The organism is Enterobacter sp. MGH 38, assembly GCF_000492855.1.
GTDB classification, from domain to species: domain Bacteria; phylum Pseudomonadota; class Gammaproteobacteria; order Enterobacterales; family Enterobacteriaceae; genus Enterobacter; species Enterobacter hormaechei_C.
Window position 1 is genome coordinate 897,798 of the sequence record NZ_KI535608.1, and the last position, 21,309, is coordinate 919,106.

Annotated in this window: 21 protein-coding genes; 7 read left to right on the plus strand and 14 right to left on the minus strand. The window is 55.3% G+C overall.

The genetic code is table 11. The features are described from left to right. Positions 1-4: 4 nt before the first annotated feature. Entirely contained in the window at positions 5-310 is a 306-nt protein-coding gene (locus L384_RS07105; RefSeq protein ID WP_022650810.1) for a hypothetical protein, read from the plus strand. On the opposite strand, the gene L384_RS07100 is transcribed toward L384_RS07105, so the two are convergent. Beyond that, positions 311-655 (minus strand): DUF488 domain-containing protein, encoded by a 345-nt coding sequence (locus L384_RS07100; protein WP_003857886.1) that lies wholly within the window; start codon positions 653-655, stop codon positions 311-313. A 150-nt stretch (positions 656-805) separates the two neighbouring features. On the opposite strand from L384_RS07100, the gene L384_RS07095 reads away from it, so the two are divergent. Continuing rightward, positions 806-1,513 (plus strand): CTP synthase C-terminal region-related (seleno)protein, encoded by a 708-nt coding sequence (locus tag L384_RS07095; RefSeq protein ID WP_022650811.1) that lies wholly within the window; start codon positions 806-808, stop codon positions 1,511-1,513. Between the two features lie 31 nt (positions 1,514-1,544). Here the strand turns inward: L384_RS07095 and L384_RS07090 are convergent, their stop codons facing one another. Continuing rightward, a complete protein-coding gene (locus L384_RS07090) occupies positions 1,545-2,732 on the minus strand; it encodes a CynX/NimT family MFS transporter (RefSeq protein WP_023324471.1) in 1,188 nt (395 codons plus the stop codon). A gap of 99 nt (positions 2,733-2,831) precedes the next feature. Here L384_RS07090 and L384_RS07085 point away from each other — a divergent pair, with 99 nt between their 5' ends. Further along, complete coding sequence (locus L384_RS07085; RefSeq protein ID WP_022650813.1) at positions 2,832-3,623, plus strand: AraC family transcriptional regulator; 792 nt, start codon at positions 2,832-2,834, stop codon at positions 3,621-3,623. Here the strand turns inward: L384_RS07085 and L384_RS07080 are convergent. The 3 genes from L384_RS07080 to L384_RS07070 form a co-directional block, all read right to left on the minus strand. Beyond that, positions 3,607-4,053: a DUF441 domain-containing protein gene (locus tag L384_RS07080; protein ID WP_003857881.1), complete on the minus strand. Its 447-nt coding sequence runs from the start codon at positions 4,051-4,053 to the stop codon at positions 3,607-3,609. The genes L384_RS07085 and L384_RS07080 overlap by 17 nt on opposite strands. A gap of 106 nt (positions 4,054-4,159) precedes the next feature. Beyond that, the gene (locus L384_RS07075; RefSeq protein ID WP_023324472.1) at positions 4,160-6,196 is read right to left on the minus strand and encodes a glycoside hydrolase family 31 protein; all 2,037 of its coding nucleotides are present in this window, start codon (positions 6,194-6,196) and stop codon (positions 4,160-4,162) included. Positions 6,197-6,211: 15 nt separating this feature from the next. Further along, entirely contained in the window at positions 6,212-7,543 is a 1,332-nt protein-coding gene (locus L384_RS07070) for a glycoside-pentoside-hexuronide (GPH):cation symporter (protein ID WP_022650815.1), read from the minus strand. A 287-nt stretch (positions 7,544-7,830) separates the two neighbouring features. On the opposite strand from L384_RS07070, the gene yoaI reads away from it, so the two are divergent. Next, positions 7,831-7,932 carry a small membrane protein YoaI gene (yoaI, locus tag L384_RS22795; RefSeq protein WP_017384693.1) on the plus strand — a complete coding sequence of 34 codons (102 nt, stop codon included), beginning with the start codon at positions 7,831-7,833 and terminating at the stop codon, positions 7,930-7,932. Between the two features lie 20 nt (positions 7,933-7,952). Here yoaI and L384_RS07065 read toward each other — a convergent pair whose 3' ends face one another. From L384_RS07065 to yeaG, 3 genes are all read right to left on the minus strand, one after another. After that, positions 7,953-8,453, minus strand: coding sequence for a YbaK/prolyl-tRNA synthetase associated domain-containing protein (locus L384_RS07065; protein WP_022650816.1), 501 nt, complete (start codon positions 8,451-8,453; stop codon positions 7,953-7,955). 99 nt (positions 8,454-8,552) lie between these two features. Continuing rightward, a complete protein-coding gene (locus tag L384_RS07060; protein WP_017384692.1) occupies positions 8,553-9,836 on the minus strand; it encodes a YeaH/YhbH family protein in 1,284 nt (427 codons plus the stop codon). An 89-nt stretch (positions 9,837-9,925) separates the two neighbouring features. Continuing rightward, positions 9,926-11,860 (minus strand): protein kinase YeaG, encoded by a 1,935-nt coding sequence (gene yeaG, locus L384_RS07055; RefSeq protein ID WP_023324473.1) that lies wholly within the window; start codon positions 11,858-11,860, stop codon positions 9,926-9,928. Positions 11,861-12,292: 432 nt separating this feature from the next. Here yeaG and L384_RS07050 point away from each other — a divergent pair, with 432 nt between their 5' ends. Next, positions 12,293-13,039, plus strand: coding sequence for a MipA/OmpV family protein (locus L384_RS07050; protein ID WP_022650867.1), 747 nt, complete (start codon positions 12,293-12,295; stop codon positions 13,037-13,039). Between the two features lie 67 nt (positions 13,040-13,106). Here the strand turns inward: L384_RS07050 and L384_RS07045 are convergent, their stop codons facing one another. After that, positions 13,107-13,991: a D-hexose-6-phosphate mutarotase gene (locus L384_RS07045; protein WP_023324474.1), complete on the minus strand. Its 885-nt coding sequence runs from the start codon at positions 13,989-13,991 to the stop codon at positions 13,107-13,109. A 74-nt stretch (positions 13,992-14,065) separates the two neighbouring features. Beyond that, on the minus strand, positions 14,066-15,061 hold the full coding sequence (gapA, locus tag L384_RS07040; RefSeq protein WP_023324475.1) for a glyceraldehyde-3-phosphate dehydrogenase: 996 nt from the start codon (positions 15,059-15,061) through the stop codon (positions 14,066-14,068). 341 nt (positions 15,062-15,402) lie between these two features. Here gapA and msrB point away from each other — a divergent pair, with 341 nt between their 5' ends. After that, positions 15,403-15,816 carry a peptide-methionine (R)-S-oxide reductase MsrB gene (gene msrB, locus L384_RS07035; protein ID WP_003857865.1) on the plus strand — a complete coding sequence of 138 codons (414 nt, stop codon included), beginning with the start codon at positions 15,403-15,405 and terminating at the stop codon, positions 15,814-15,816. A gap of 41 nt (positions 15,817-15,857) precedes the next feature. Continuing rightward, on the plus strand, positions 15,858-16,136 hold the full coding sequence (locus tag L384_RS07030) for a YeaC family protein (protein ID WP_003857863.1): 279 nt from the start codon (positions 15,858-15,860) through the stop codon (positions 16,134-16,136). Between the two features lie 60 nt (positions 16,137-16,196). Here L384_RS07030 and L384_RS07025 read toward each other — a convergent pair whose 3' ends face one another. From L384_RS07025 to sppA, 4 genes are all read right to left on the minus strand, one after another. Then, entirely contained in the window at positions 16,197-17,453 is a 1,257-nt protein-coding gene (locus L384_RS07025) for a chitinase ChiD (protein WP_023324476.1), read from the minus strand. Positions 17,454-17,672: 219 nt separating this feature from the next. Next, positions 17,673-18,314, minus strand: a complete 642-nt coding sequence (gene pncA / locus L384_RS07020) for a bifunctional nicotinamidase/pyrazinamidase (RefSeq protein WP_023324477.1) — start codon at positions 18,312-18,314, stop codon at positions 17,673-17,675. A gap of 9 nt (positions 18,315-18,323) precedes the next feature. Then, positions 18,324-19,340, minus strand: coding sequence for an asparaginase (ansA, locus tag L384_RS07015; RefSeq protein ID WP_023303507.1), 1,017 nt, complete (start codon positions 19,338-19,340; stop codon positions 18,324-18,326). 62 nt (positions 19,341-19,402) lie between these two features. Further along, positions 19,403-21,259 carry a signal peptide peptidase SppA gene (gene sppA, locus L384_RS07010; RefSeq protein ID WP_023324478.1) on the minus strand — a complete coding sequence of 619 codons (1,857 nt, stop codon included), beginning with the start codon at positions 21,257-21,259 and terminating at the stop codon, positions 19,403-19,405. Positions 21,260-21,309: the final 50 nt, after the last annotated feature.

Genomic DNA, 21,309 nt, shown 5'->3' on the forward strand with positions numbered 1-21,309 from the left:
AAGTATGTTTCAGTTAAAACCGGGCAGCATGGCGATGATCGTGGGTGCGCGTACGGCGGCAGGCCGTCGAAATATCGGTAAATCCGTGGAGCTGTTTGGCCTTTGTCAGCCGGGCCAGCGTTTTGTAAACCCGGTTAACGGCGTCATGACGCAATTACCTGATACATCAGCACGTGCGCTGTGGCTGGTCACCGGTGATGTTTACGCCTTTGATAACCAGCACGGTTTTGCGTTTGTTCGCCCGGAACATTTGATGCCGCTAACTCCCGACGAGATGCCACACAACGTGGATGAGCTGGCGATCGGTTAATCACAGTTTACGTAGCCAGTCCGCCAGTACCCGCGCGTGATTCTGCTCCCTGTTTTTCGCCCCGTAGAGTAGCGTCACGGTCTGCTGTCGGGCGAGGGCCGCCAGGCGTTTGCCTTCATCCTGATGCTGCGCCAGCTCTTTACGATAAGCTTCACTGAACGCAGTGAAATCTATCGTTTCACTGTGAAAAGCTTTTCGCAGTTCGCTGGACGGCGTTAGCGATTTACACCACTCATCACAGGCGAGGTCGGTCTTTTTTATTCCTCGCGGCCAGAGTCTGTCTACCAGCACCCGGTAACCATCGTCTGACGTTGCCTGTTCATATACGCGCTTACATTGAATCATCCGTTTTCCTCCTGCCGTGCGACGTTCGGCAAGAACACTATAGCACCCGGCTTTTATCCACCCAATTTAAGGTATTGTGATAATTGCAAAAGATCGGTAGTCTGAGGCTCCTTATGTTATCTGAAAATCCTCCGGCATAAGGAATCTCTCATGGAACTCTCCCCGGTTAAAACGACGCTGCGCATTGCGCTGGTTGGTGATTTCAATCCTGATGTTATTGCGCACCAGGCGATCCCGCTGGCGATTGACGACGCCGCTGCGGTTCTGGATCTCACCGCTGATTATGACTGGCTCGCCACGCCTGAGCTGACCAGCCCCGAAGACCTCGTCGGGTATGATGCCATCTGGCTGGTACCGGCAAGCCCGTATAAAAACACCGAGGCGGCGTTTATTGCGGCGCGTTACGCGCGTGAGAATAGCATCCCCTTTCTCGGCACCTGCGGCGGGTTCCAGCATGCGCTGATTGAGTATGCGCGTAATGTACTGGGCTGGCACGATGCAGGCCATGCCGAAACCGATACCGAGGGAAGGATGGTGATTGCGCCGCTGACCTGCTCGCTGGTAGAAAAAACCGACGCGATAGAGCTGCGGAATAACACGCTGATTGCCAAAGCGTATGGCAAGCCGGAAATTCAGGAGGGGTATCACTGCAATTACGGTGTCTCGTCTGAGTTTGCCAGCCAGCTTGAGCGGGGCGACATGCGCGTAACGGGCTGGGACGAGCAGGGCGAGATCCGCGCGGCAGAGCTGATAACCCATCCTTTCTTTGTCATCACCCTGTTCCAGCATGAGCGGGCTGCGCTTCAAGGGCGACCTGTCGTGCTGGTACAGGCCATGCTGCGGGCGGCGCAGGGATAAAAAAAGCAGACCGTCAGGTCTGCCTTGAATGTCAGCGGGGTGTGATCTCCCGGTCACGCCCGGCCAGCATGCCGCACAGGGCCATCACTACCGCAGCCAGCGCACAGGCCAGCAGCGGAATGCGCCAGTCTCCGGCGGTATCGTGAATTTTCCCCATCAGCGGTGGGCCACAGGCCGCCAGAAGATAGCCAATCGACTGTGCCATGCCGGAGAGCGCGGCGGCCTGATGTGCCGAGCTGGCCCGCAGTCCGATAAACGTCAGGCCGAGGATCATGGTGGCGCCGGATCCAAAGCCAAACACCAGCGTCCAGACGACGGCCAGCCCCGGCGCGAACCAGAACCCGGCCGCACTGACAGCGCACATCAGAGCGACAAGCCCGGCTATGCCACGCTGATCGTTAAGACGGTGCAGGATCAGCGGAATGGCGAGACCGGGAACAGCGGTTGCCAGCTGGAGAAGCCCGTGCATGGAGCCAGCCTGCGTTTCGCTGTAGCCGTGGCTAAGCAAAATCGCGGGTAACCAGCCGATAATGACATAGTAAATCAGCGAGTTAATGCCCATAAAAAGCGTCACCTGCCAGGCGAGTGCCGAGCGCCAGATAGCCCGGTTGTGCAACGCGCCCGCGCCGGTCAGGGTGGCGGCCGGCCTCTGGCGCCATTGCGGTAACCACAGCAGCAGCGCCACCAGCGGGAAGAACATCAGCATCAACAGCGCTCCGTGCCAGCCACCACTCCCCAGCGACAGCGGGACGATCAGCGCCGACCCTGCGGCAGCGGCGGCCCCCATCGTCAGCGAATACGCCCCCGTGAGTTTTGCGACCTGGCCCGGAAAATCACGTTTGATTAAGCCAGGTAACAGGACATTGCCCAGCGCAATCCCACAGCCCACGATCGCCGTACCGATAAACAGCAGCGCGGCCGACGGCAGCGAACGTACGCCAATCCCGATGCAAATCAGCAGCAGAGCGATAAAAAGGCTGCGCTCCATGCCCAGGCGCCGGGCGACGCCTGCGGCAAGGGGAGAGATAAAGGCGAAGGCAAGCAGGGGCAGCGTTGTGAGCAGGCCGGTTTGCGCCGTGCTTAAGCCATAGTCCTGTCGGATGGTGTCGAGCAGGGGGGCGACACCGGTAAATGTGACGCGCAGCGTCGTGGCGATCATCAGGATGCCTGCAACCAGCAGTGCACCCTGTTTCCCGGAAGGTTGAATAGCAGTAGTCATTATTGTCTCTTACGTTCAGGCGAGCGCATACCATACCGATTTAAGTTGTGGTTGAAATCAGGCTAAAATGACAGTTTATCGCTAATATCGGACAACTTTATGTACGGACTGGGGCTCGACGGCTACGATCCCGATAGCCAGCACGACGCGGCGGTGGCCTTTCGCATCCGCGTGGTGGCACAGGAACAATTTATTCCGCTGCATCAGCACCGCAAAGGGCAGCTGATTATGGCGCTGGGTGGAGCGATCACCTGTGAAGTGGAGAGCGCGATGCTGATGGTGCCGCCCCAGTATGCGGTGTGGATCCCAGGACAAACGCCGCACAGCAACAAGGCGACGCCCGGCGCGCAACTCTGCCTGCTGTTTATTGAACCCGGTGCGCTCGAATTGCCGACGCGTACCTGTACGCTGAAAATATCGCCCCTGGTGCGGGAGCTGGTGCTGGCGCTTGCGGACAGGTCACGGGAAGAGTTGCCTCTTCCCGCTACGGGAAGGCTGGTAGACGTCCTGTTTGATGAACTGCCCCTGCAACCGCAGGAGCATCTACAGCTGCCGGTATCTCCGCATCCAAAAATTCGCCTGATGAGTGAGACCATGGCAAACGAACCTGCCGCCTGGCAGACGCTGGCGCAGTGGGCAAGCCACTTTGCCATGAGCGAACGCAATCTGGCGCGGCTGGTGGTGAAAGAGACCGGCTTAAGCTTTCGCCGCTGGCGGCACCAGCTCCAGCTGATTGTCGCATTGCAGTTTTTGATCGGCGGGAAGTCGGTCCAGCAGGCGGCGCAGGCGCTGGGGTATGACTCCACCACCGCCTTCATCACCATGTTTAAGAAAGGACTGGGACAGACGCCCGCCCGCTATATCGCCAGCCTGACTACGACTTCCCGATAAACAGCGAAACCAGGCCGGCAGCAATCAGCGGGCCAACCGGCACGCCACGAAACAGCGCCACGCCTAACACGGTCCCCACCAGCAGCCCGGCCACCAGCGAAGGCTGGCTGCTCATCAGCGTCACGCCGCGACCGCCAAGCCACGAGACAAAAACGCCCACCGCAATCGCCACCAGCGATTTCCAGTTTACAAAGGAGTGCAGCAGCGTTGAGGCCGGTAGCGTTCCGCTGGCAATCGGGGCCATCACGCCGATGGTCAAAATAATGATCCCGATGGTAAGCCCCTGTTTTTCTATCCACGGGAAGAAGGTGTTCAACGGTGTGACGCGAACGATGATCAGGACCAGAATGGAAATCGCGACGGTGGTGTTGTGGCTGACAAAACCCAGTGCAGCCAGGGCCAGAAGTATGAGCAGTGTAGGGTCGAACATGACGGGATCCTTGCCAAAAATAGTAAGCCTGCTTACTTTACGCGCAAACGCGACGGCAGGCAGGCTTTACTGAAAAAATTGTCTATTTTTGGGCACTTGCCTGACGTCAGTCCACCAGCTGCTGGATAAGCGGACTTCCTTCGCGGATAAACACCGGGATGGTTTCCAGCGCCGCAGGCACCCTGATATGCTCCCCACCGGCGTAGCGCTCACCGTTGAGAGCGACCCAGCTATTGCCCGTCGGCAACCAGACATCGCGCTCACGCTGGCCGGCCTGCATAACCGGTGCCACCAGAAGATCTTCGCCAAACAGATACTGATCTTCACACGCCCAGCTCTGCTTGTCCTGCGGATAGTGCCAGAACAGCGGACGCATGAGCGGGTCTCCGTGCAGATGAGCCTGCTGGTACAACGCGTCAATATACGGGCGCAGGGTTTCGCGCACGGTAAGCCAGTGCTGCATGATGGCGTAATTCTCTTCTCCGTAACTCCACAGCTCATTAGGCGAACCGCTGTTACACTGAGGAATGCCGTCATGGTAGCGCTCCGGAGGCTGGATCTGCGGTTCGCGATAGCCGTGCATGCGCAGAACCGGTGTAAACACCGCCCACTGGAACCAACGGATCAGTAATTCGTGGAACGCCGGGTCGTTAACGTTCCCTCCCTGGAAGCCGCCGATATCGGTCGTCCACCATGGGATCCCCGCCAGGCCCATATTCAGTCCCGCGGCGAGTTGATTGCGAAAAGCATGGAATGAGGAGTGGACATCACCCGACCACGCCAGCACGCCGAATCGCTGGCTGCCTGCCCAGGCGCAGCGTACAAGGTTAACAATGTCGGTTTCACCGTTTGCCTGGAGCCCATCGTAAAAGCCCTGCGCAAAATCACGCGGGTAGCGATTGCCCACTTCCAGTACCGGACCGGCGTGGTAGCGATAGTTGTCAAAATCATAGGCGCGGTATTCCGGTTCCGCTTCGTCCAGCCAGAACAGCTTAATGCCCATGTCGTAGTAATTTTTCTTCACCGTATCCCAGACGAATTTCCGCGCCTCAGGATGGGTCGCATCAAAGAAGGTGGTATTGCCCATAAAGTCGAGGTTGACCTGCACGCCACGTTCACTGCTGACCAGCCAGCCTTTGGCTTTCATCAGCGGATAGAGAGGGCTGCGCGCCTCTACCGTTGGCCACACCGACACCATCAGCGCAATACCCATTTCGCGCAGCTCGTCGACCATCCCTTCAGGGTCGGGCCAGTCTACGGGGTCGAAGCACCAGGTGCCCTGATTCGGCCAGTGGAAAAAGTCGATGACCATCACCGACAGCGGCAGATTACGGCGGCGATACTCCCGCGCAACCTCTAGCACCTCCTGCTGGGTGCGGTAGCGTAATTTGCACTGCCACAGCCCGCTGATAAACGCCGGGGCGGCGGGCGGAGTTCCGGTGGCTTTTACATACTGGCGGGTGATATCCGCCACCGTATCAGCGGCGGTGATCCAGTAGTCCATTTCTCCCGTCACGCGGGCGCGCCATTCCGTCTGATTTTTTGCAAAGCTGGCTTCACCAATCGCCGGATTGTTCCACAGCAGGCCATAGCCAAGGCTGGACTGCATAAAGGGCACGCTGGCCTGGGAGTTGCGCTGCGCCAGTTCCAGCGTACAGCCTTTCAGATCCAGCCACGGCTGTTGATACTGACCCATGCCATAGATGCGTTCATCCGGACGCGATTCAAACCGGACGGTGAGCTGATATTTTCCCCCCATTAGCGGCTTAAATTCACGGCCATCCAGCTTCAGGGCGCTGACATATTTATCCTGACTCTTCTCGCTGGCACCGATACCCACCGTTGAACGCTGGCGCCACATCTCTTCCAGCAGCAGTTCGCCGCGCTGATTGTAGAAGGCCAGCTGACCTTTAAGGTTCAGCGTCGCGGTAATATTGCCGTTGCGCAGCGTCAGGCTTTCCGCTTCGGCGATAATCTCAGCCTGGCAAGGGGCGGCGGGCAACAGTGCCTGTAAGGCGTCCTCAAAAGCCGGGGAGCAGGTGGCCCTGACGCGCAGGCTGTTTTCTCCCCACGGTTCAATACGCAGGATCTGGCGTTCAAAACGCCATTCGATGCTGTTGGAATGTTGAATCAGCTCACTCATGGATAACGCGTCCTTCTAAACAGGGTTTTTGGCGAGATGGATGGATTGCATTGTGCTGTCGTCGAGCTTATACCAGCGCAGCGTGGCAAACGCGCAGAGTGACAAGACGCCAGGCACGACGGTGAAGAGGGCGATGATGCAGTACATGGCCGTGTTGGTCTGCTCCGGGGCATTGGCAACATAACCGCTTAAGCCCAGCGTCCAGCCAACAATCGCGCCGCTGATCGCCATCCCCAACTTGAGTACGGCGAGGAAAGTGGAGAAGATCACGCCGTCCATGCGTTTGCCCTGTTTCCATTCGCCGTAATCGGCGACGTCCGCCATCATTACCCACATCAGCGTGGTGGTGGCCTGGTAAAGGGTGGAGACGATAAACGTCATGGGCACCAGAATAAGCACCGACTTAGGCGCAAAGAACAGAGCGATGCTGAGTACCCCCGCTAGTACGGAACAGTATCCAAACATCTGCACTTTGCTGACGTTCTGCGTCAGACGTTTGGCCAGCGCGCTGCCTGCGGCTTTCCCGAGAATATGCGCCCCGAGCATCCACATAAAATAGCTTGCGCTACCGAGATAATAAGTGACGAAATACATCATTGCGCCAAGGCGAATAACGCCAAAACCAATGTTGGTTAATACCAGGACGGCGACAATCCGCCATTGGTCGTTTCGTAATAAATCCCGCAGTTCCGCAAGATAATTATTGTGGGTAGCGGGAGCCTTAATACGTTCACGCGTATTGGCGAAGCAGATCCAGAACATGACGACCGCGACGGTCGCCATAATGGCCATTGCCCAGCGGTAGCCCAGTAATTTATCGTCGCCACCTAAAAACTCTGCCAGCGGCATCATAAAGAATGTCGACAGCGCGCCACCCAAAGTGGCAAGGAAAAAGCGATAAGACTGGAGGGAAATTCGCGCATCGTTGTCGGGCGTAATCACCGCGCCCATGGAGCAATAGGGAATATTGATTGCGGTATACATCAGCATCATCAGGGTATAACTGACGGTAGCGAAAATCATTTTACCGTGCAGATCGAGGGACGCCGGCACGGCGTAGGTCAGCAGACAACTTGCGCCAAAGGGCAGCGCCAGCCACAGCATCCAGGGACGGAATTTGCCCCAGCGCGTGCGCGTCCTGTCAGCGATATAGCCCATCGCCGGGTCTATTATGGCATCGGCGGTTCTCGCCAGAAGAAACATGGTGCCCACGAATGCGGCAGGTAGCCCCACCACGTCCGTATAGTAAAACGTCAGAAAAATAATGACGTTATCCAGCCCAATATGGCTCGCCATATCGCCTAACCCATAACTGATCTTTTCTTTACGGGTAATTATCTCGGTCATTGTATTCACCTTGCCAGTGTAAGGTTTATTTTTGTGGTGCTCCGTAAACAGGGTTAACCAGGATGAAGAGGTTAACAATTGCGAGATCTGGCATCAGGGTTACGTAAATTTCTTTTCGTGATACCGGTAACAAATAAAATATTTAAACAGTGACTTTATACGGGGGAGGATCGTTAACAGCGAATCGTTTCAGCGAAAAAATCGTCATTTCGCGGACGCGTCATTGTCATTTAGCTGTCATTGTGGGGGAGTAAAAAAAGAGGTAAATGGGCAAAGCAGAGGGCATCATGAACGATCCTATGTTTGTCGAAACGCTAATTATTTCCTCATCATTTTTTATCATCGCGATTATTTTGATTGCTTCCGTGCTGCTGCTGGAAAACGGCTGACCGTTAGCCAGCCGCTGTATTTATTGTTTACGGAACGTCACCAGTTCAGGACGGGCGATACGCAGATAGTCCTGGGTATCCATTATCACCGATTTTTCCAGCAGGCCGGCGTTAAAGGCGATTTCATCGAAGCGCTCAAACAGCAGCGGATCGGCGACCAGCGTCAGATCCGGATGAAAACTGAAGGGGGGAATGGCGCCGAAAACGCAGCCGGTAAGCGCATCCACTTCTGCCGGACTGGCGAGAGAGGCCTTTAGCCCACCGAAATGGCTGGCCAGCAGGCTCAGATCGGCCTGCCGATCGGCGGCAAGGATTGCCAGAATATGTTTCTTAACGCCGTTGCCTTTTACCTTGCAGACCAGTGCTTTTGCACCCTGCCGGAGATCGGTCCCGCGAATTTCACTGACCGCTTCGCATTTCCCAACGGCCTCATGCGCCACCACGCGAAAGCGCGCCTCCTGCTCGGTTAATAAGCTGATTAGCCGCTGATGGGTCGTCGTCCCGGTCACGTCATCAGACATAACGATTTCACCTGTGATTTGCCAATACGTAGCTTGCTACATTAGCACGGGACGGAGAGGGCTGAAAGAAAACAGCCAGCGGGAGCGCTGGCTGTTGGGTCATGCGTTGCTGGTGGATGACTGTTTCTGGAACAGTTCCCGGAAGACCGGATAGATGTCATCCTGGTCACGAATGTGCTGCATCGCAAAGTTATCAAACATCGCTTGCAGATGCTCATACTCACGCCATAGCGTCTGGTGGGCGCGACGGGTAATTTCAATGTAGCTGTAGTAACGCACCACCGGCAGGATCTTCTTCGCCAGAATTTCATGACACAGCGGCGAGTCATCCGCCCAGTTATCGCCATCCGATGCCTGCGCGGCGTAGATGTTCCACTGCGCCGGATCGTAGCGCTCCTTCACTACCTCATCCATCAGCTTCAGGGCGCTCGACACGATGGTGCCACCGGTCTCCTGCGAGTAGAAGAACTCATGTTCATCCACCTCTTTCGCCTGAGTGTGATGGCGGATGTAGACCACCTCCACGTTCTTATACGTTCTGCTCAGGAACAAATAGAGCAGAATATAAAAACGCTTAGCCATATCCTTGGTGGCCTGATCCATTGAACCTGACACGTCCATCAGGCAGAACATCACCGCCTGGCTGGAAGGCTCAGGGCGTTTTTCGTAGTTCTTGTAGCGCAGGTCGAACGTGTCGATAAACGGCACCCGGTCGATCTTCGCCCGCAGTTCGGCAATCTCTTTTCGCAGGCGCTCCTCTTCCAGCAGTTGCGCCGGTTCCGTGTTTTCTACTACTTTCAGGCTGGTTTCCAGCTCGCGCAGTTCGCGCCGTTTGCCTGCCGTCATCGCCGTGCGTCGCGCCAGCGAGTTTTGCAGTGAACGCACCACGCTGATGTTGGCGGGCACCCCATTTGCGGTATAGCCCGCACGATGGGTTTTGTATTCGTTGAGTTGACGGTGCTGATTCTTTCTCAGATTCGGCAGGGCCAGATCCTCAAACAGCAGATCGAGATATTCGTCTTTTGAAATCTGGAAGACAAACTCATCCTGGCCTTCTCCGTCCTGGCTGGCTTGCCCCTGACCGCTGCCAGAACCGCCGCCTCCGCCTTGGGGACGCTCGATTCTGTCATTCTGGACGAAGTGGTCATTACCTGGGTGTACACGATGGCGAAGGCCGCCACGCCCCTGATGAAACATCGGTTCGCTGATGTCATCGTTGGGGATGGAGACGGATTCGCCGCTGTCGACGTCGGTCACCGAGCGTTTGTTGATGGCCTCGGAGATCGACTGTTTAATTTGCGCTTTATAACGGCGCAAGAAGCGCTGGCGATTCACCGTGCTCTTGTTTTTGCCGTTAAGACGCCGGTCAATAAACCAGGTCATATATCCCCCGTACTGCATTTGCCAACTTGCAGCGTCCGTAAGTGCCGGACATTTTGTTGGCCCGGTAAGCGCGTTACCGGGCACTTGTTTTAAGACGATTTACGCACGCGCAGATACCATTCACAAAGCAGGCGGACCTGTTTGCGCGTATAGCCTTTTTCCATCATACGGTCGACAAAATCGTCGTGCTTTTTCTGCTCGTCGGTTGAGGTTTTGGCGTTGAACGAGATAACCGGCAACAGCTCTTCCGTGTTAGAGAACATTTTCTTCTCTATAACGGTGCGCAGTTTTTCGTAGCTGGTCCAGTTCGGATTGCGGCCGTTGTTATGCGCTCTGGCGCGCAGCACGAAGTTCACAATCTCGTTTCGGAAGTCTTTCGGGTTGCTGATCCCGGCTGGTTTCTCGATTTTTTCAAGTTCCGCGTTCAGGGATTCACGGTCAAACAGCTGGCCGGTATCCGGGTCGCGATACTCCTGATCCTGGATCCAGAAGTCAGCGTAAGTGACGTACCGGTCGAAGATGTTCTGGCCGTATTCGGAATAGGATTCCAGATAGGCGGTCTGGATCTCTTTGCCAATGAACTCGGCGTATTTCGGGATCAGGTAGCCTTTCAGGAACTCCAGGTAGCGTTCAGCATGCTCCTGTGGGAACTGTTCACGTTCAATTTGCTGTTCCAGCACGTAGAACAGATGTACCGGGTTGGCGGCCACCTCCGCGTGGTCGAAGTTAAAGACGCGGGAGAGGATCTTAAACGCGAAACGCGTCGACAGACCGTTCATCCCTTCGTCGACCCCGGCGTAATCGCGGTATTCCTGGTACGATTTCGCTTTCGGGTCGGTATCCTTCAGGCTTTCGCCGTCATACACGCGCATTTTTGAGTAGATGCTGGAGTTTTCCGGCTCTTTCAGGCGCGACAGGATCGAGAAGCGCGACAGCGTTTCCAGCGTTCCCGGTGCGCAAGGGGCATGGACCAGCTCACTGTGGTTGAGCAGTTTTTCGTAAATCTTGATCTCCTCGGAGATCCGCAGGCAATAAGGCACTTTGACGATGTACACACGGTCAAGGAACGCCTCATTGTTTTTGTTGTTACGGAAGGTCACCCATTCAGATTCGTTAGAGTGGGCAAGGATAATCCCGTTAAACGGCAGGGCGGAAATACCTTCCGTCCCGTTGTAGTTCCCCTCCTGGGTGGCGGTCAGCAGCGGATGCAGCACTTTGATCGGTGCTTTAAACATCTCGACGAATTCCATAATCCCCTGGTTGGCACGGCACAGCGCACCGGAATAGCCGTAGGCATCCGGGTCGTTTTGCGCGTGATGCTCCAGCTTACGGATATCGACTTTACCCACCAGCGCCGAGATATCCTGGTTGTTCTCGTCACCGGGTTCTGTTTTGGCAATGGCGATCTGCTCGAGGATAGACGGCCACACTTTCACGACGCGGAATTTGGTGATGTCCCCGCCAAACTCGTGCAGACGTTTTGCCGCCCACGGCGACATGATCGTACCGAGATAGCGATGCGGAATGCCAAACTCTTTTTCCAGAATTTGCGCATCCTCTTGCGGATTAAACAGGCACAGCGGATGGTCATTGACCGGGCTGCGCTCGCCGTTGGCGCTCAGCACATAGATCGGCACGCGCTGCATCAGCGCTTTCAGCCGTTCAGCCAGGGAGGATTTACCCCCACCGACAGGACCCAGCAGGTAAAGGATCTGCTTCTTCTCTTCCAGCCCCTGAGCGGCATGCTTCAGGTAGGAGACGATCTGCTCAATGGCATCTTCCATGCCATAGAACTCTTCAAACGCCGGGTATCGGGCGACCACCCGATTCGAAAAGAGACGGGAAAGCCGTGGCTCCAGGGCAGTATCAACCATGTTTGGCTCACCAATAGCCATCAATAGCCGTTCTGCCGCATTGGCATAGGCACTGCGATCTTGCCGACAAATGGTAAGAAACTCCTGCAGTGTGAACTCTTCGTCCTTGGCAGCTTCGTAGCGCTGGCGATAGTGATCGAATATATTCATGGCATGCCGTCCTTTCGTTTTTTAGCACAGGATAAGAGCCGTTCGTATGAGTAGTGGAGGCTCCCGGAAGAGAATTTTTCGCACCTCACTGCCAGAGCAGCAACCTGTGTGCCAGGTCGAAGGCTATGAACCGCAGGGTGTTCAGCAAAACCTCTTCTTAAATTAAAGCGTAGATGGCAATTGCAAAACTTGCATACGGATAAAATCTACTTTCAATGACATATCAATAACTCATCCAAAAATTTCCACTGCGGTTATAAGCGAAAAGCGGGTTTTTCATTTATCGGTCACATAAATGAAAGCGGGATGTCATCTGAAAAATGAAAAATAACGGGTTAATCAAACGGATTAGTGCGCAAAAAATTTTGGGATGTACGGGAATGGCGGTTACACTTCACCCGCTGATTATTTGACTACAGGAAAGAATGGATTGTGACCAAACTCAAACTTCTGGCATTGGGCATCCTTGCCGCTACCGCAGCGAGCACCGTACAGGCTGAGAGCCAGTGGACTGTTGGCGCGGGTGCTGGCGTGATTAACAGCCCGTACAAGCAGTATGACCGCGACGTTTATCCTGTCCCCGTTGTCACCTATGAAGGCGATAACTTCTGGTTCCGTGGGTTGGGCGGCGGCTACTATCTGTGGAACGATACGGCCGATAAGCTCTCCATCATGGCCTATTACGACCCAACGCACTTTAAACCAGGCGACAGCGACAGCAATGCGCTTCGTCAACTGGACAAACGCAGAAGCTCACTGATGGCAGGGCTTTCTTACGTCCATAATACCGAGTATGGCTTCCTGCGCACTGCGCTGGCGGGCGATACCCTGGACAACAGCAACGGCTTCATCTGGGATCTGGCGTGGCTTTACCGCTATACCAACGGCGCAGTGACGCTGACGCCGGGTATCGGTGTGCAGTACAGCAGCGAAAATTACAACGACTACTACTATGGCGTGTCTAAAGCGGAGTCTCGCCGCAGTGGTTTGAATAGCTACAGCGCGGATGATGGCTGGGACCCGTACCTGGAACTCACCGCCTCGTATAACTTCCTCGGTGACTGGAATGTGTACGGTACTGGCCGTTACATTCGTCTGAGCGATGAAGTGAAAGACAGCCCGATGGTCGACAAGTCCTGGTCTGGCATCTTCTCCGTGGGTGTGACCTACAAGTTCTGACCAGAACGTGATGCATTAAAACGGGGCGCTAGCGCCCCGTTTGTTTTTTTATGATGCCTGAACAATATTAGCGCTTCACAATCTTGATCGTCTGGCCTAAGCGGGACGGTTTTTCTTCGCTGGTTTTCTGCGGCGCGGTCACGCACGCGGTTTCCACGCACACGAAGGTCTTGTAACCGTCATCCGGGATATCCGCCATGCTGACGGAAAGGGCAGGGCCCGGGTTCCAGCCCACCACGTTGCTGTGGTGGTGATGAACCACATCAATACCGCGGTTCAGCGCGCTGTCGTGGATGACGCTACAGGCTTCCGGGTGCAGATATACGCGGTCGGTACGATCCGGGAAAGTCTGCACGCCGTCGTCCAGCTTGCCTTCTTTCGCGTTATCCACTTTGTCGATAAAGGTATCGCCAAGTCCGCTCACCTTAACGGCCTGAATGTCGCCTACGTTGAAATAGGTGTGCAGGGCGGACGTTGTTTCGAATTCGCCGTGCGCTTCCAGTTCAATCTCGCAGGTTTTACCCAGCTTGAAGCGGGCATACAGGGTGAATTCATGTGGCCACAGGGCGCGCGTTTCATCATTCGCCTGGAGCTCAAAGGTCAACACCGCGCCGTTTTCATCTTCGTTGTGGGCTTTCAGCGTCCACTGCTGGTTACGGGCGAAACCGTGAGACGGTAATCCCTGCTGCGCTGACGGGCCAAACCATGGCCAGCAAATCGGTACGCCGCCGCGGATCGCCGCCCCTCTTTTGAACGAGGTGGCCTCGCTTAGCCACAGGCCTTCTTCTTCACCTTCTGGTTTCCAGGAGAGCAGGTGGGCGCCGTTGAGCGCGACGGAGGCTTTAACGCGCGGATGATCAACGACGATGATATCGGCACCGTCAATCTGACGGCGGGAGAGCACAGGGGTAAGTTGTTCGACTACCGGAAGTGCAAAAATTTTATTAATCATTAAGCAATCCTCTGTCTAAAAACAATAAAAAAGGCGACCGAAGTCGCCTTTTAGGATCAAGCACTCATCTCAACTTATTTGGAGATGTGAGCGATCAGGTCCAGTACTTTGTTAGAGTAGCCAGTTTCGTTGTCGTACCAGGAAACCAGTTTCACGAAGTTGTCGTTCAGTGCGATACCTGCTTTAGCATCGAACACGGAAGTGCACACTTCGCCGTTGAAATCGGTAGATACAACGTCGTCTTCGGTGTAACCCAGAACGCCTTTCATTGGGCCTTCGGAAGCAGCTTTGATTGCTTTCTTAATTTCTTCATAAGAAGCAGCTTTTTCCAGACGAACGGTCAGGTCAACAACGGATACGTTAGGAGTTGGAACGCGGAACGCCATACCAGTCAGTTTGCCATTCAGTTCTGGCAGTACTTTACCTACTGCTTTAGCAGCACCGGTAGAAGATGGGATGATGTTCTGAGCCGCGCCACGGCCGCCGCGCCAGTCTTTGTGAGACGGGCCATCAACGGTTTTCTGAGTAGCGGTGGTTGCGTGAACGGTAGTCATCAGACCTTCGATGATGCCGAAGTTGTCGTTGATAACTTTAGCCAGCGGTGCCAGGCAGTTGGTGGTGCAGGATGCGTTGGAAACGATGTCCTGGCCAGCGTAAGTTTCAAAGTTTGCACCGCGAACGAACATTGGGGTGTTGTCTTTGGAAGGACCAGTCAGAACAACTTTCTTCGCACCCGCAGTGATGTGTTTACGTGCAGTTTCGTCGGTCAGGAAGATACCGGTAGCTTCAGCTACAACGTCAACACCGATTTCGTTCCATTTCAGGTTAGCTGGGTCTTTCTCAGCAGTAACGCGGATGGTTTTGCCGTTAACAACCAGGTGGCCGTCTTTCACTTCAACGGTGCCGTCGAAACGACCGTGAGTTGAGTCGTACTTCAGCATGTACGCCATGTATTCAGCGTCCAGGAGATCGTTGATACCAACGATTTCGATGTCAGAACGTTCCTGAGCAGCACGGAAAACAATACGGCCGATACGGCCAAAACCGTTGATACCTACTTTGATAGTCATATATTCCACCAGCTATTTGTTAGTGAATAAAAGGTTGCCTGTAAAATTACAAAAACCTTACGCAGCGTCAAGCGGAATCGTGTCAATCATTGCGACAAATCAATCCTGTGACTAACGTTTGTGCGACTGACTCGCCTCACTTTCCCTTTGAGCTAGCAACCACATGGGGGCTGCGCCCGGAATTTTAAAGGCCTCGCAGGATTAAAATGTGAAATTGATCACAATTGCCTGACCGCCTTTTCGCGACACATAAGTTTAGAACAAAAGTGCACGCGCGGGTGTTAATGTTTTGTTAGAATCTGGGTTAAAAGATGTCTGTTTCAACAGCGAGATGTAAGCATATGTCGAACCAACGTAACCCCGACGATTTGAAAAAAAACCTTACAGAGATGCAGTTTTACGTGACGCAAAATCACGGCACAGAACCGCCGTTTTCCGGGCGTTTGCTGCACAATAAACGGGAAGGCGTCTACCACTGCCTGGTGTGTGATGCACCGCTGTTTAACTCCCAGACGAAGTACGATTCTGGCTGCGGCTGGCCGAGTTTTTACGAGCCTGTCAGCGATGATGCGATCCGCTACCTGACGGACACCTCGCACGGCATGGTGCGCACCGAAATTCGTTGCGGGAACTGCGACGCCCATCTCGGGCATGTCTTCCCGGATGGCCCGCAGCCGACGGGGGAGCGTTTCTGCGTAAATTCGGCTTCCATGAGCTTTACCGATGATGAAAACGGCGACCAGACCAAGGGTTGAAAAAACGATTCAGCAAATTATTCCTTTGAAAGGGAGAGATCATGAATATTGATGACATGATTGCAGGTATGACCCCGGAGGTTTATCAGCGTCTGGTGACGGCCGTTGAGTTGGGAAAATGGCCGGACGGTGTGGCGCTCACACCTGAGCAAAAAGAGAACAGCTTGCAGCTGGTGATGCTGTGGCAGGCGCGTCACAATACCGACGCCCAGCACATGACCATCGACACTAACGGTCAGATGGTGATGAAAAGCAAGCGCGAGTTGAAAGAAGACTTCGGCATCACGCCGAAGCCGATTGCGACGATGAAAATGCAATAACGGTGCGGGTTTATGCCCTCACCCAACCCTCTCCCAAAGGGAGAGGGCTTGATTGTCTTACTACTGATGCGGGATCCCAAGCGACTCCGCCAGCTGTTTCGCGAGCTGGTTTTCGTCGTCAGCCCCATACTCCCAGAACATGGCGCCGGCAAGTCCTTTCTCCTTGATGTAATCCGCTTTGATCGCCACGGAGCGCGGGTTCTCATAGGAAATCGCAAACAGCGCCTTCCCGTCGGCGGATTTCACCGACAGCCACGGCACCTTCGCCTGTTCGTCCCAGTGCTCGGTAAAGCGTTTTTGCGGATCGTTCAGCAGCTTGCGGACGATATCGTTGTATTTCACATAGGTATCTTTGGTCAGATCATAGCCAAGCGATTTGAACAGGCTCAGTTCCTGCGGCCCGAAGTAGGGCTGCGTCACCGGATTGTTTTGCGCGTCTGGTTTGCTCCAGTCGATCCCTGGCTCTACGGCACGTTTCGGCACGCGCCCATAGAAACCAATTCCGAGATTCATCTGCTGCGGCTTCAGCCCGGCGGCCAGATAGTTATTCACCACAAACTCGACGCTGTATTTGTCTGCGGCAGCTACCGTTGGCCAGTCGCTGGAGTCATACAGATTCGCGTTAAAATACTGAGTACCGTACGCCATGTCGTAGGTCATCAGGTTGATGTAATCAAGCAGGGGGGCAATGGCTTTCACATCCACCCAGCTTTTCGGACTTTCCGCATTCGCGCCCACCGCAATCGTGACCAGCTTTTTCTTACCAAACGCGTCACGCATCTCTTTTAACAGCGCGGTGAAATTATCCCGGTCGGCAGGGGTGCTTTCGACAAGTCCCCACGCGCCGTTGACCGGATATTCCCAGTCCAGGTCGATCCCGTCCAGGCCGTATTTACTGACGATCTCCTGCGCGGAGCGAATAAACACCGCGCGACTCTCTTTGGTTGCCGCTGCGCCAGAAAATCCTCGCGCGCCCCAGCCGCCAACGGAAAGCAGGACTTTCAGGTTCGGGTTTTGTTTACGAAGCTGAGGAAGTAACGCCAGATCGGATGCCACCTTGGGTGATAACCAGATTTGATGCAGTTTTGCCGGATCTTTCAGCGCGGCGTTGGTTTCGTCTTTCTCGTTGTTATAGACCAGACCAAACGAGTAGTTGAGGTGGGTGATCTGGCGGACGTCGAGTTTATGAATATCGCCACCCGGTCCGGCGGTAACATCGCCACCCCCATTGAAGTAGCCCACGGACATCAGGGGCGCGGCGGAAGCCAGTGACGCGCAAAGCAAGGGTAATGCTGCCAGCAAGGGCAAACGTTTCATATAAGTTCCTCTTTGACTGAATAAAAATAACCACGCCACAGAAAAGGCGTGGCGAAAAAACAGCCTGAAGAGAATAGCATCGCCGTTTCGCTTGTGATGCGAGGGAGTTCACTTTATGGGGATTGGGGAAGAAATGCCGGGTGGCGCTGACGCTTACCCGGCCTACAAAACCAGAGAAAGTAGGCCGGGTAAGGCTAAGCCGTCACCCGGCTAAAAAGCTTACGCCTGCGTCTCCATCCAGTCAGCCAGCGTATACAGCGTTGCGCCTTCTGCTGCCATATCCATAAACGCCTGAGCGCTGTCCTGCGGCTGAATATTTACCCCGCGACAGCCGTCGGTGATGACATTCACGGTATAGCCCAACTGGAGCGCATCCAGCACGGTGAACTTCACGCAGTAATCCGTCGCCAGGCCCAGCACAATCAGCTCGGTGATCTCATGGTGGCGTAACCACGCGTCCAGCGCCGTCTTCTGGCGGTGACCGTTATCAAAGAACGCGCTGTAGCTGTCGATGATTGGGTTTTCACCTTTGTGGAACACCGCGTCGATGGCCTTCTGGTTCAGCAGCGGATGCAGCTCAGCGCCCTCCGTCTGCTGCACGCAGTGATCGGGCCAGAAGGTTTGCGCCAGCCCGTCCAGATCGCCCTGGCTGTAAGGCTCAACGTTGTGCTGGCTGGCAAAGCTGCCGTGGTTTGCCGGATGCCAGTCCTGACTCGCCACCACCGCTTCACCACGAGCTTTACACCACGCAATCAGCGAATTCGCGACGTCTACGGTGCTGTCGCCTTCCGCGACGGCCAGCGCACCACCCGCACAGAAATCATTTTGCAAATCGACCAGTAACAGGGCGCGTTGCTTCATGGGATCTCCTTATTCGTCCGGCGTCAGTTCACCGCGCAGGTTTTGCATCATGGCGCGGCGAATGGAATCAATATCCAGATCCTGACTCAGTAAATAGTGAAGTTTAGTCAGCGTTGCCTCAACGGTCATATCGAAACCACTTATCACGCCTGCGTGAGCCAGAGCATTACCGGTGGCGTAGCCGCCCATATTGACCTTGCCGGACATACACTGGGTGAGGTTGACCACCACAATCCCGCGATCGCTCGCCTCCTGAAGCTCTTTCAGGAACTCACCGTTCTGCGGGGCGTTACCCACACCATAGGAGCGCAGGATCAGCGCCTTCACCGGCTGGCGCAGGAAGTTGCGCACCACGTCGGCGGAGATCCCCGGATAAATCGTCACCACGCCAATCGGCTGCGGGGTGATCGGATGAACGATCAGCTCGCCTGCCGTATTTGGTGCGGGCGGCGTGCCCAGACGACGGATATGGATCCCCGCTTCCAGCAGCGGTTGCAGGTTAGGTGAGGCAAAAGCGTCAAAGCCATCGGCGTGCGCTTTAGTGGTACGGTTCCCGCGGTACAGTCGGTTGTTGAAGAACAGCGTTACCTCGTTGATCGGGTAATTAGCGGCCACGTACAGGGAGTTAAGCAGGTTGATCTGCCCGTCTGAACGCAGTTCCGCCAGCGGGATCTGCGAACCGGTCACGATGACGGGCTTGCTCAGGTTCTCCAGCATGAAGGAGAGCGCCGAGGCGGTGAACGCCATGGTGTCGGTACCGTGAAGGATCACGAAGCCGTCGTACTGGTCGTAATGGGCTTTAATATCATCCGCAATATGCTGCCAGTCTTCCGGCGTCATGTCGGAGGAGTCCATCAGCGGCTCATATTCGTGGATGGTAAAGTCCGGCATTTCCGGACGGTGAAATTCAGGCATCAGCGCCAGCTGGCGCTGCAAGTGGCCGGAAACCGGGATATAGCCATTTTCTGAGCGCTGCATACCGATGGTACCGCCGGTATAGGCGACATATATTGATTTCTTCTGCATGGTAATGAGTTCTTGTTCTTCAAAAGAAAAAATCCCCTCTTCACGGGAAGAGGGGACGGTTTTTAACGCACGTTCGCGCAGGTCAGGCAAAACGCGTAACGGCTCTGTGGATCATTAAAGGCTGCGAGCTTGTCGCTCTCCGCTTTCATGGCTTTCGCCGCGGTCGCCACCGGCGCCGGCAGATAAGCCTGAAGCGCGTCCGGCAGCATGGCACGGACGGAGCCGGACATGCTGTCCATGACCATATCGAAGAACGTCGGTTCGTCCTGATAATAGTCCACGTGCCACTGCTTGAGCTTCGCCAGCTCCGCCGCTTTCTTCACGGCGTCGTCGAAGTCACCCAGGCTGTCTACCAGACCGTTGCTCTTCGCATCCTGGCCAGTCCAGACGTGGCCCTGCGCGATCTGGTCAATCTGGTCTGGCGTCTTTTTACGGGAGTCCGCAACCAGCGTGATGAAACGTTTATAGCCACTCTCAATGCTGAGCTGCATCATCTCAGACACCTCAGGCGGCAGGGATTTGGTAACGGACACGTCTGCCAGCGGCGAGGTGGAAACGCCGTCGGTGTGGACGCCGAGATAATCCAGGCTGTTCTCAACGGTGTTGATCACACCGAAGATGCCAATCGAGCCGGTCAGCGTGCTTGGGTTAGCCACGATGTAGTTGGCTGGCGTCGAGATCCAGTACCCTCCGGAAGCCGCCATGCCGCCCATCGAGACCACTACCGGCTTGCCTGCGGCGCGCGCGGCGGCCAGTTCAGCACGGATCACTTCAGAGGCGCTGACGCTGCCGCCAGGGCTGTTCACCCGCAGGACAATTGCCTTCACTTTCGGATCCAGGCGCGCATCGCGGATCTGCGACGCGGTGGTGTCTCCGCCGACGTTCCCCGGCGTTTCTTCCCCGTCCATAATGGCCCCGTTAGCAAACACCACGGCGATGCTGTCACCGCTGTCGTCCGATTTTTTCGCGGCGTAGTCATACATGCTGATGGCGCTGTAGTTTTTGTCCTCTTTACTCCAGCCGAACTGTTTGGTCAGCGCTTTTTCAATTTCAGCGCTGGAACCCAGCTGATCGACCAGTTTGTTATCAAGCGCGTATTTCGCTGTATCGCCGTCCACCTTGCGCAGGCCGTCCAGCACGCCGCGCGCGCCCGGAAAGACCTGCTCAGCGGTAATCTGACGGTTAGCGGCAATGGTGCCGAGGTAGTTCTGCCACAGCTCGCCAATCCAGCGGCTGTCCGCTTCACGAGCGGCAGGGGACATATCATCGCGGATAAACGGCTCCACGGCGGATTTATAGGTCCCGACGCGGAAGACGTGAGTAGTGACCTTCAGCTTGTCGAGCAGCGATTTGTAGTACAGACCGTTAGTGGCGAAGCCATGCAGATCGACCGTACCCTGCGGAGAGAGCCAGATCTTATTGGCGAAGCTCGCCAGATAATATTGCCCCTGGCTATAGCTGTCGCCTACGGCAATCACCGGCTTGCCGCTGTCGCGGAATTCGCGCAGCGCTTTACCGATGTACTGCATCGACGGCTGATCGCCTCCGGCAAAATCTTTCAGATCCAGCACGATGCCGGTGATGTTGCGGTCATCTTTCGCCTGGCGGATGGTATCGACGATATCGAAGAGAGAGTTTTCCTGCAGGCGGTCGGACGTGGCGCCGAACAGCTGGCGGCCAATCACGCCCAGACGGTTGCTGGTCGATGGCTTATCAACAATCACCCCGGTGATATCGAGTAACAGTGCGCCGCGCGTCGAATGCTGCGACTGGTTTGCGTTGCTGATATGCATCCAGATACCAGCGCATACCAGGACCAGGAAGATGAAAAAGATGTTCATCACCAGGTTGCGGACGAAGTTGAGCAGTCGCCACGTCCATTTAAAGAAACCGGCAATAATTCGCCAAAGGGTTCGCATGTATTCTCCCTAACCAGAAAATGACTGTTTCCGTCGCCACTGGACGGTAA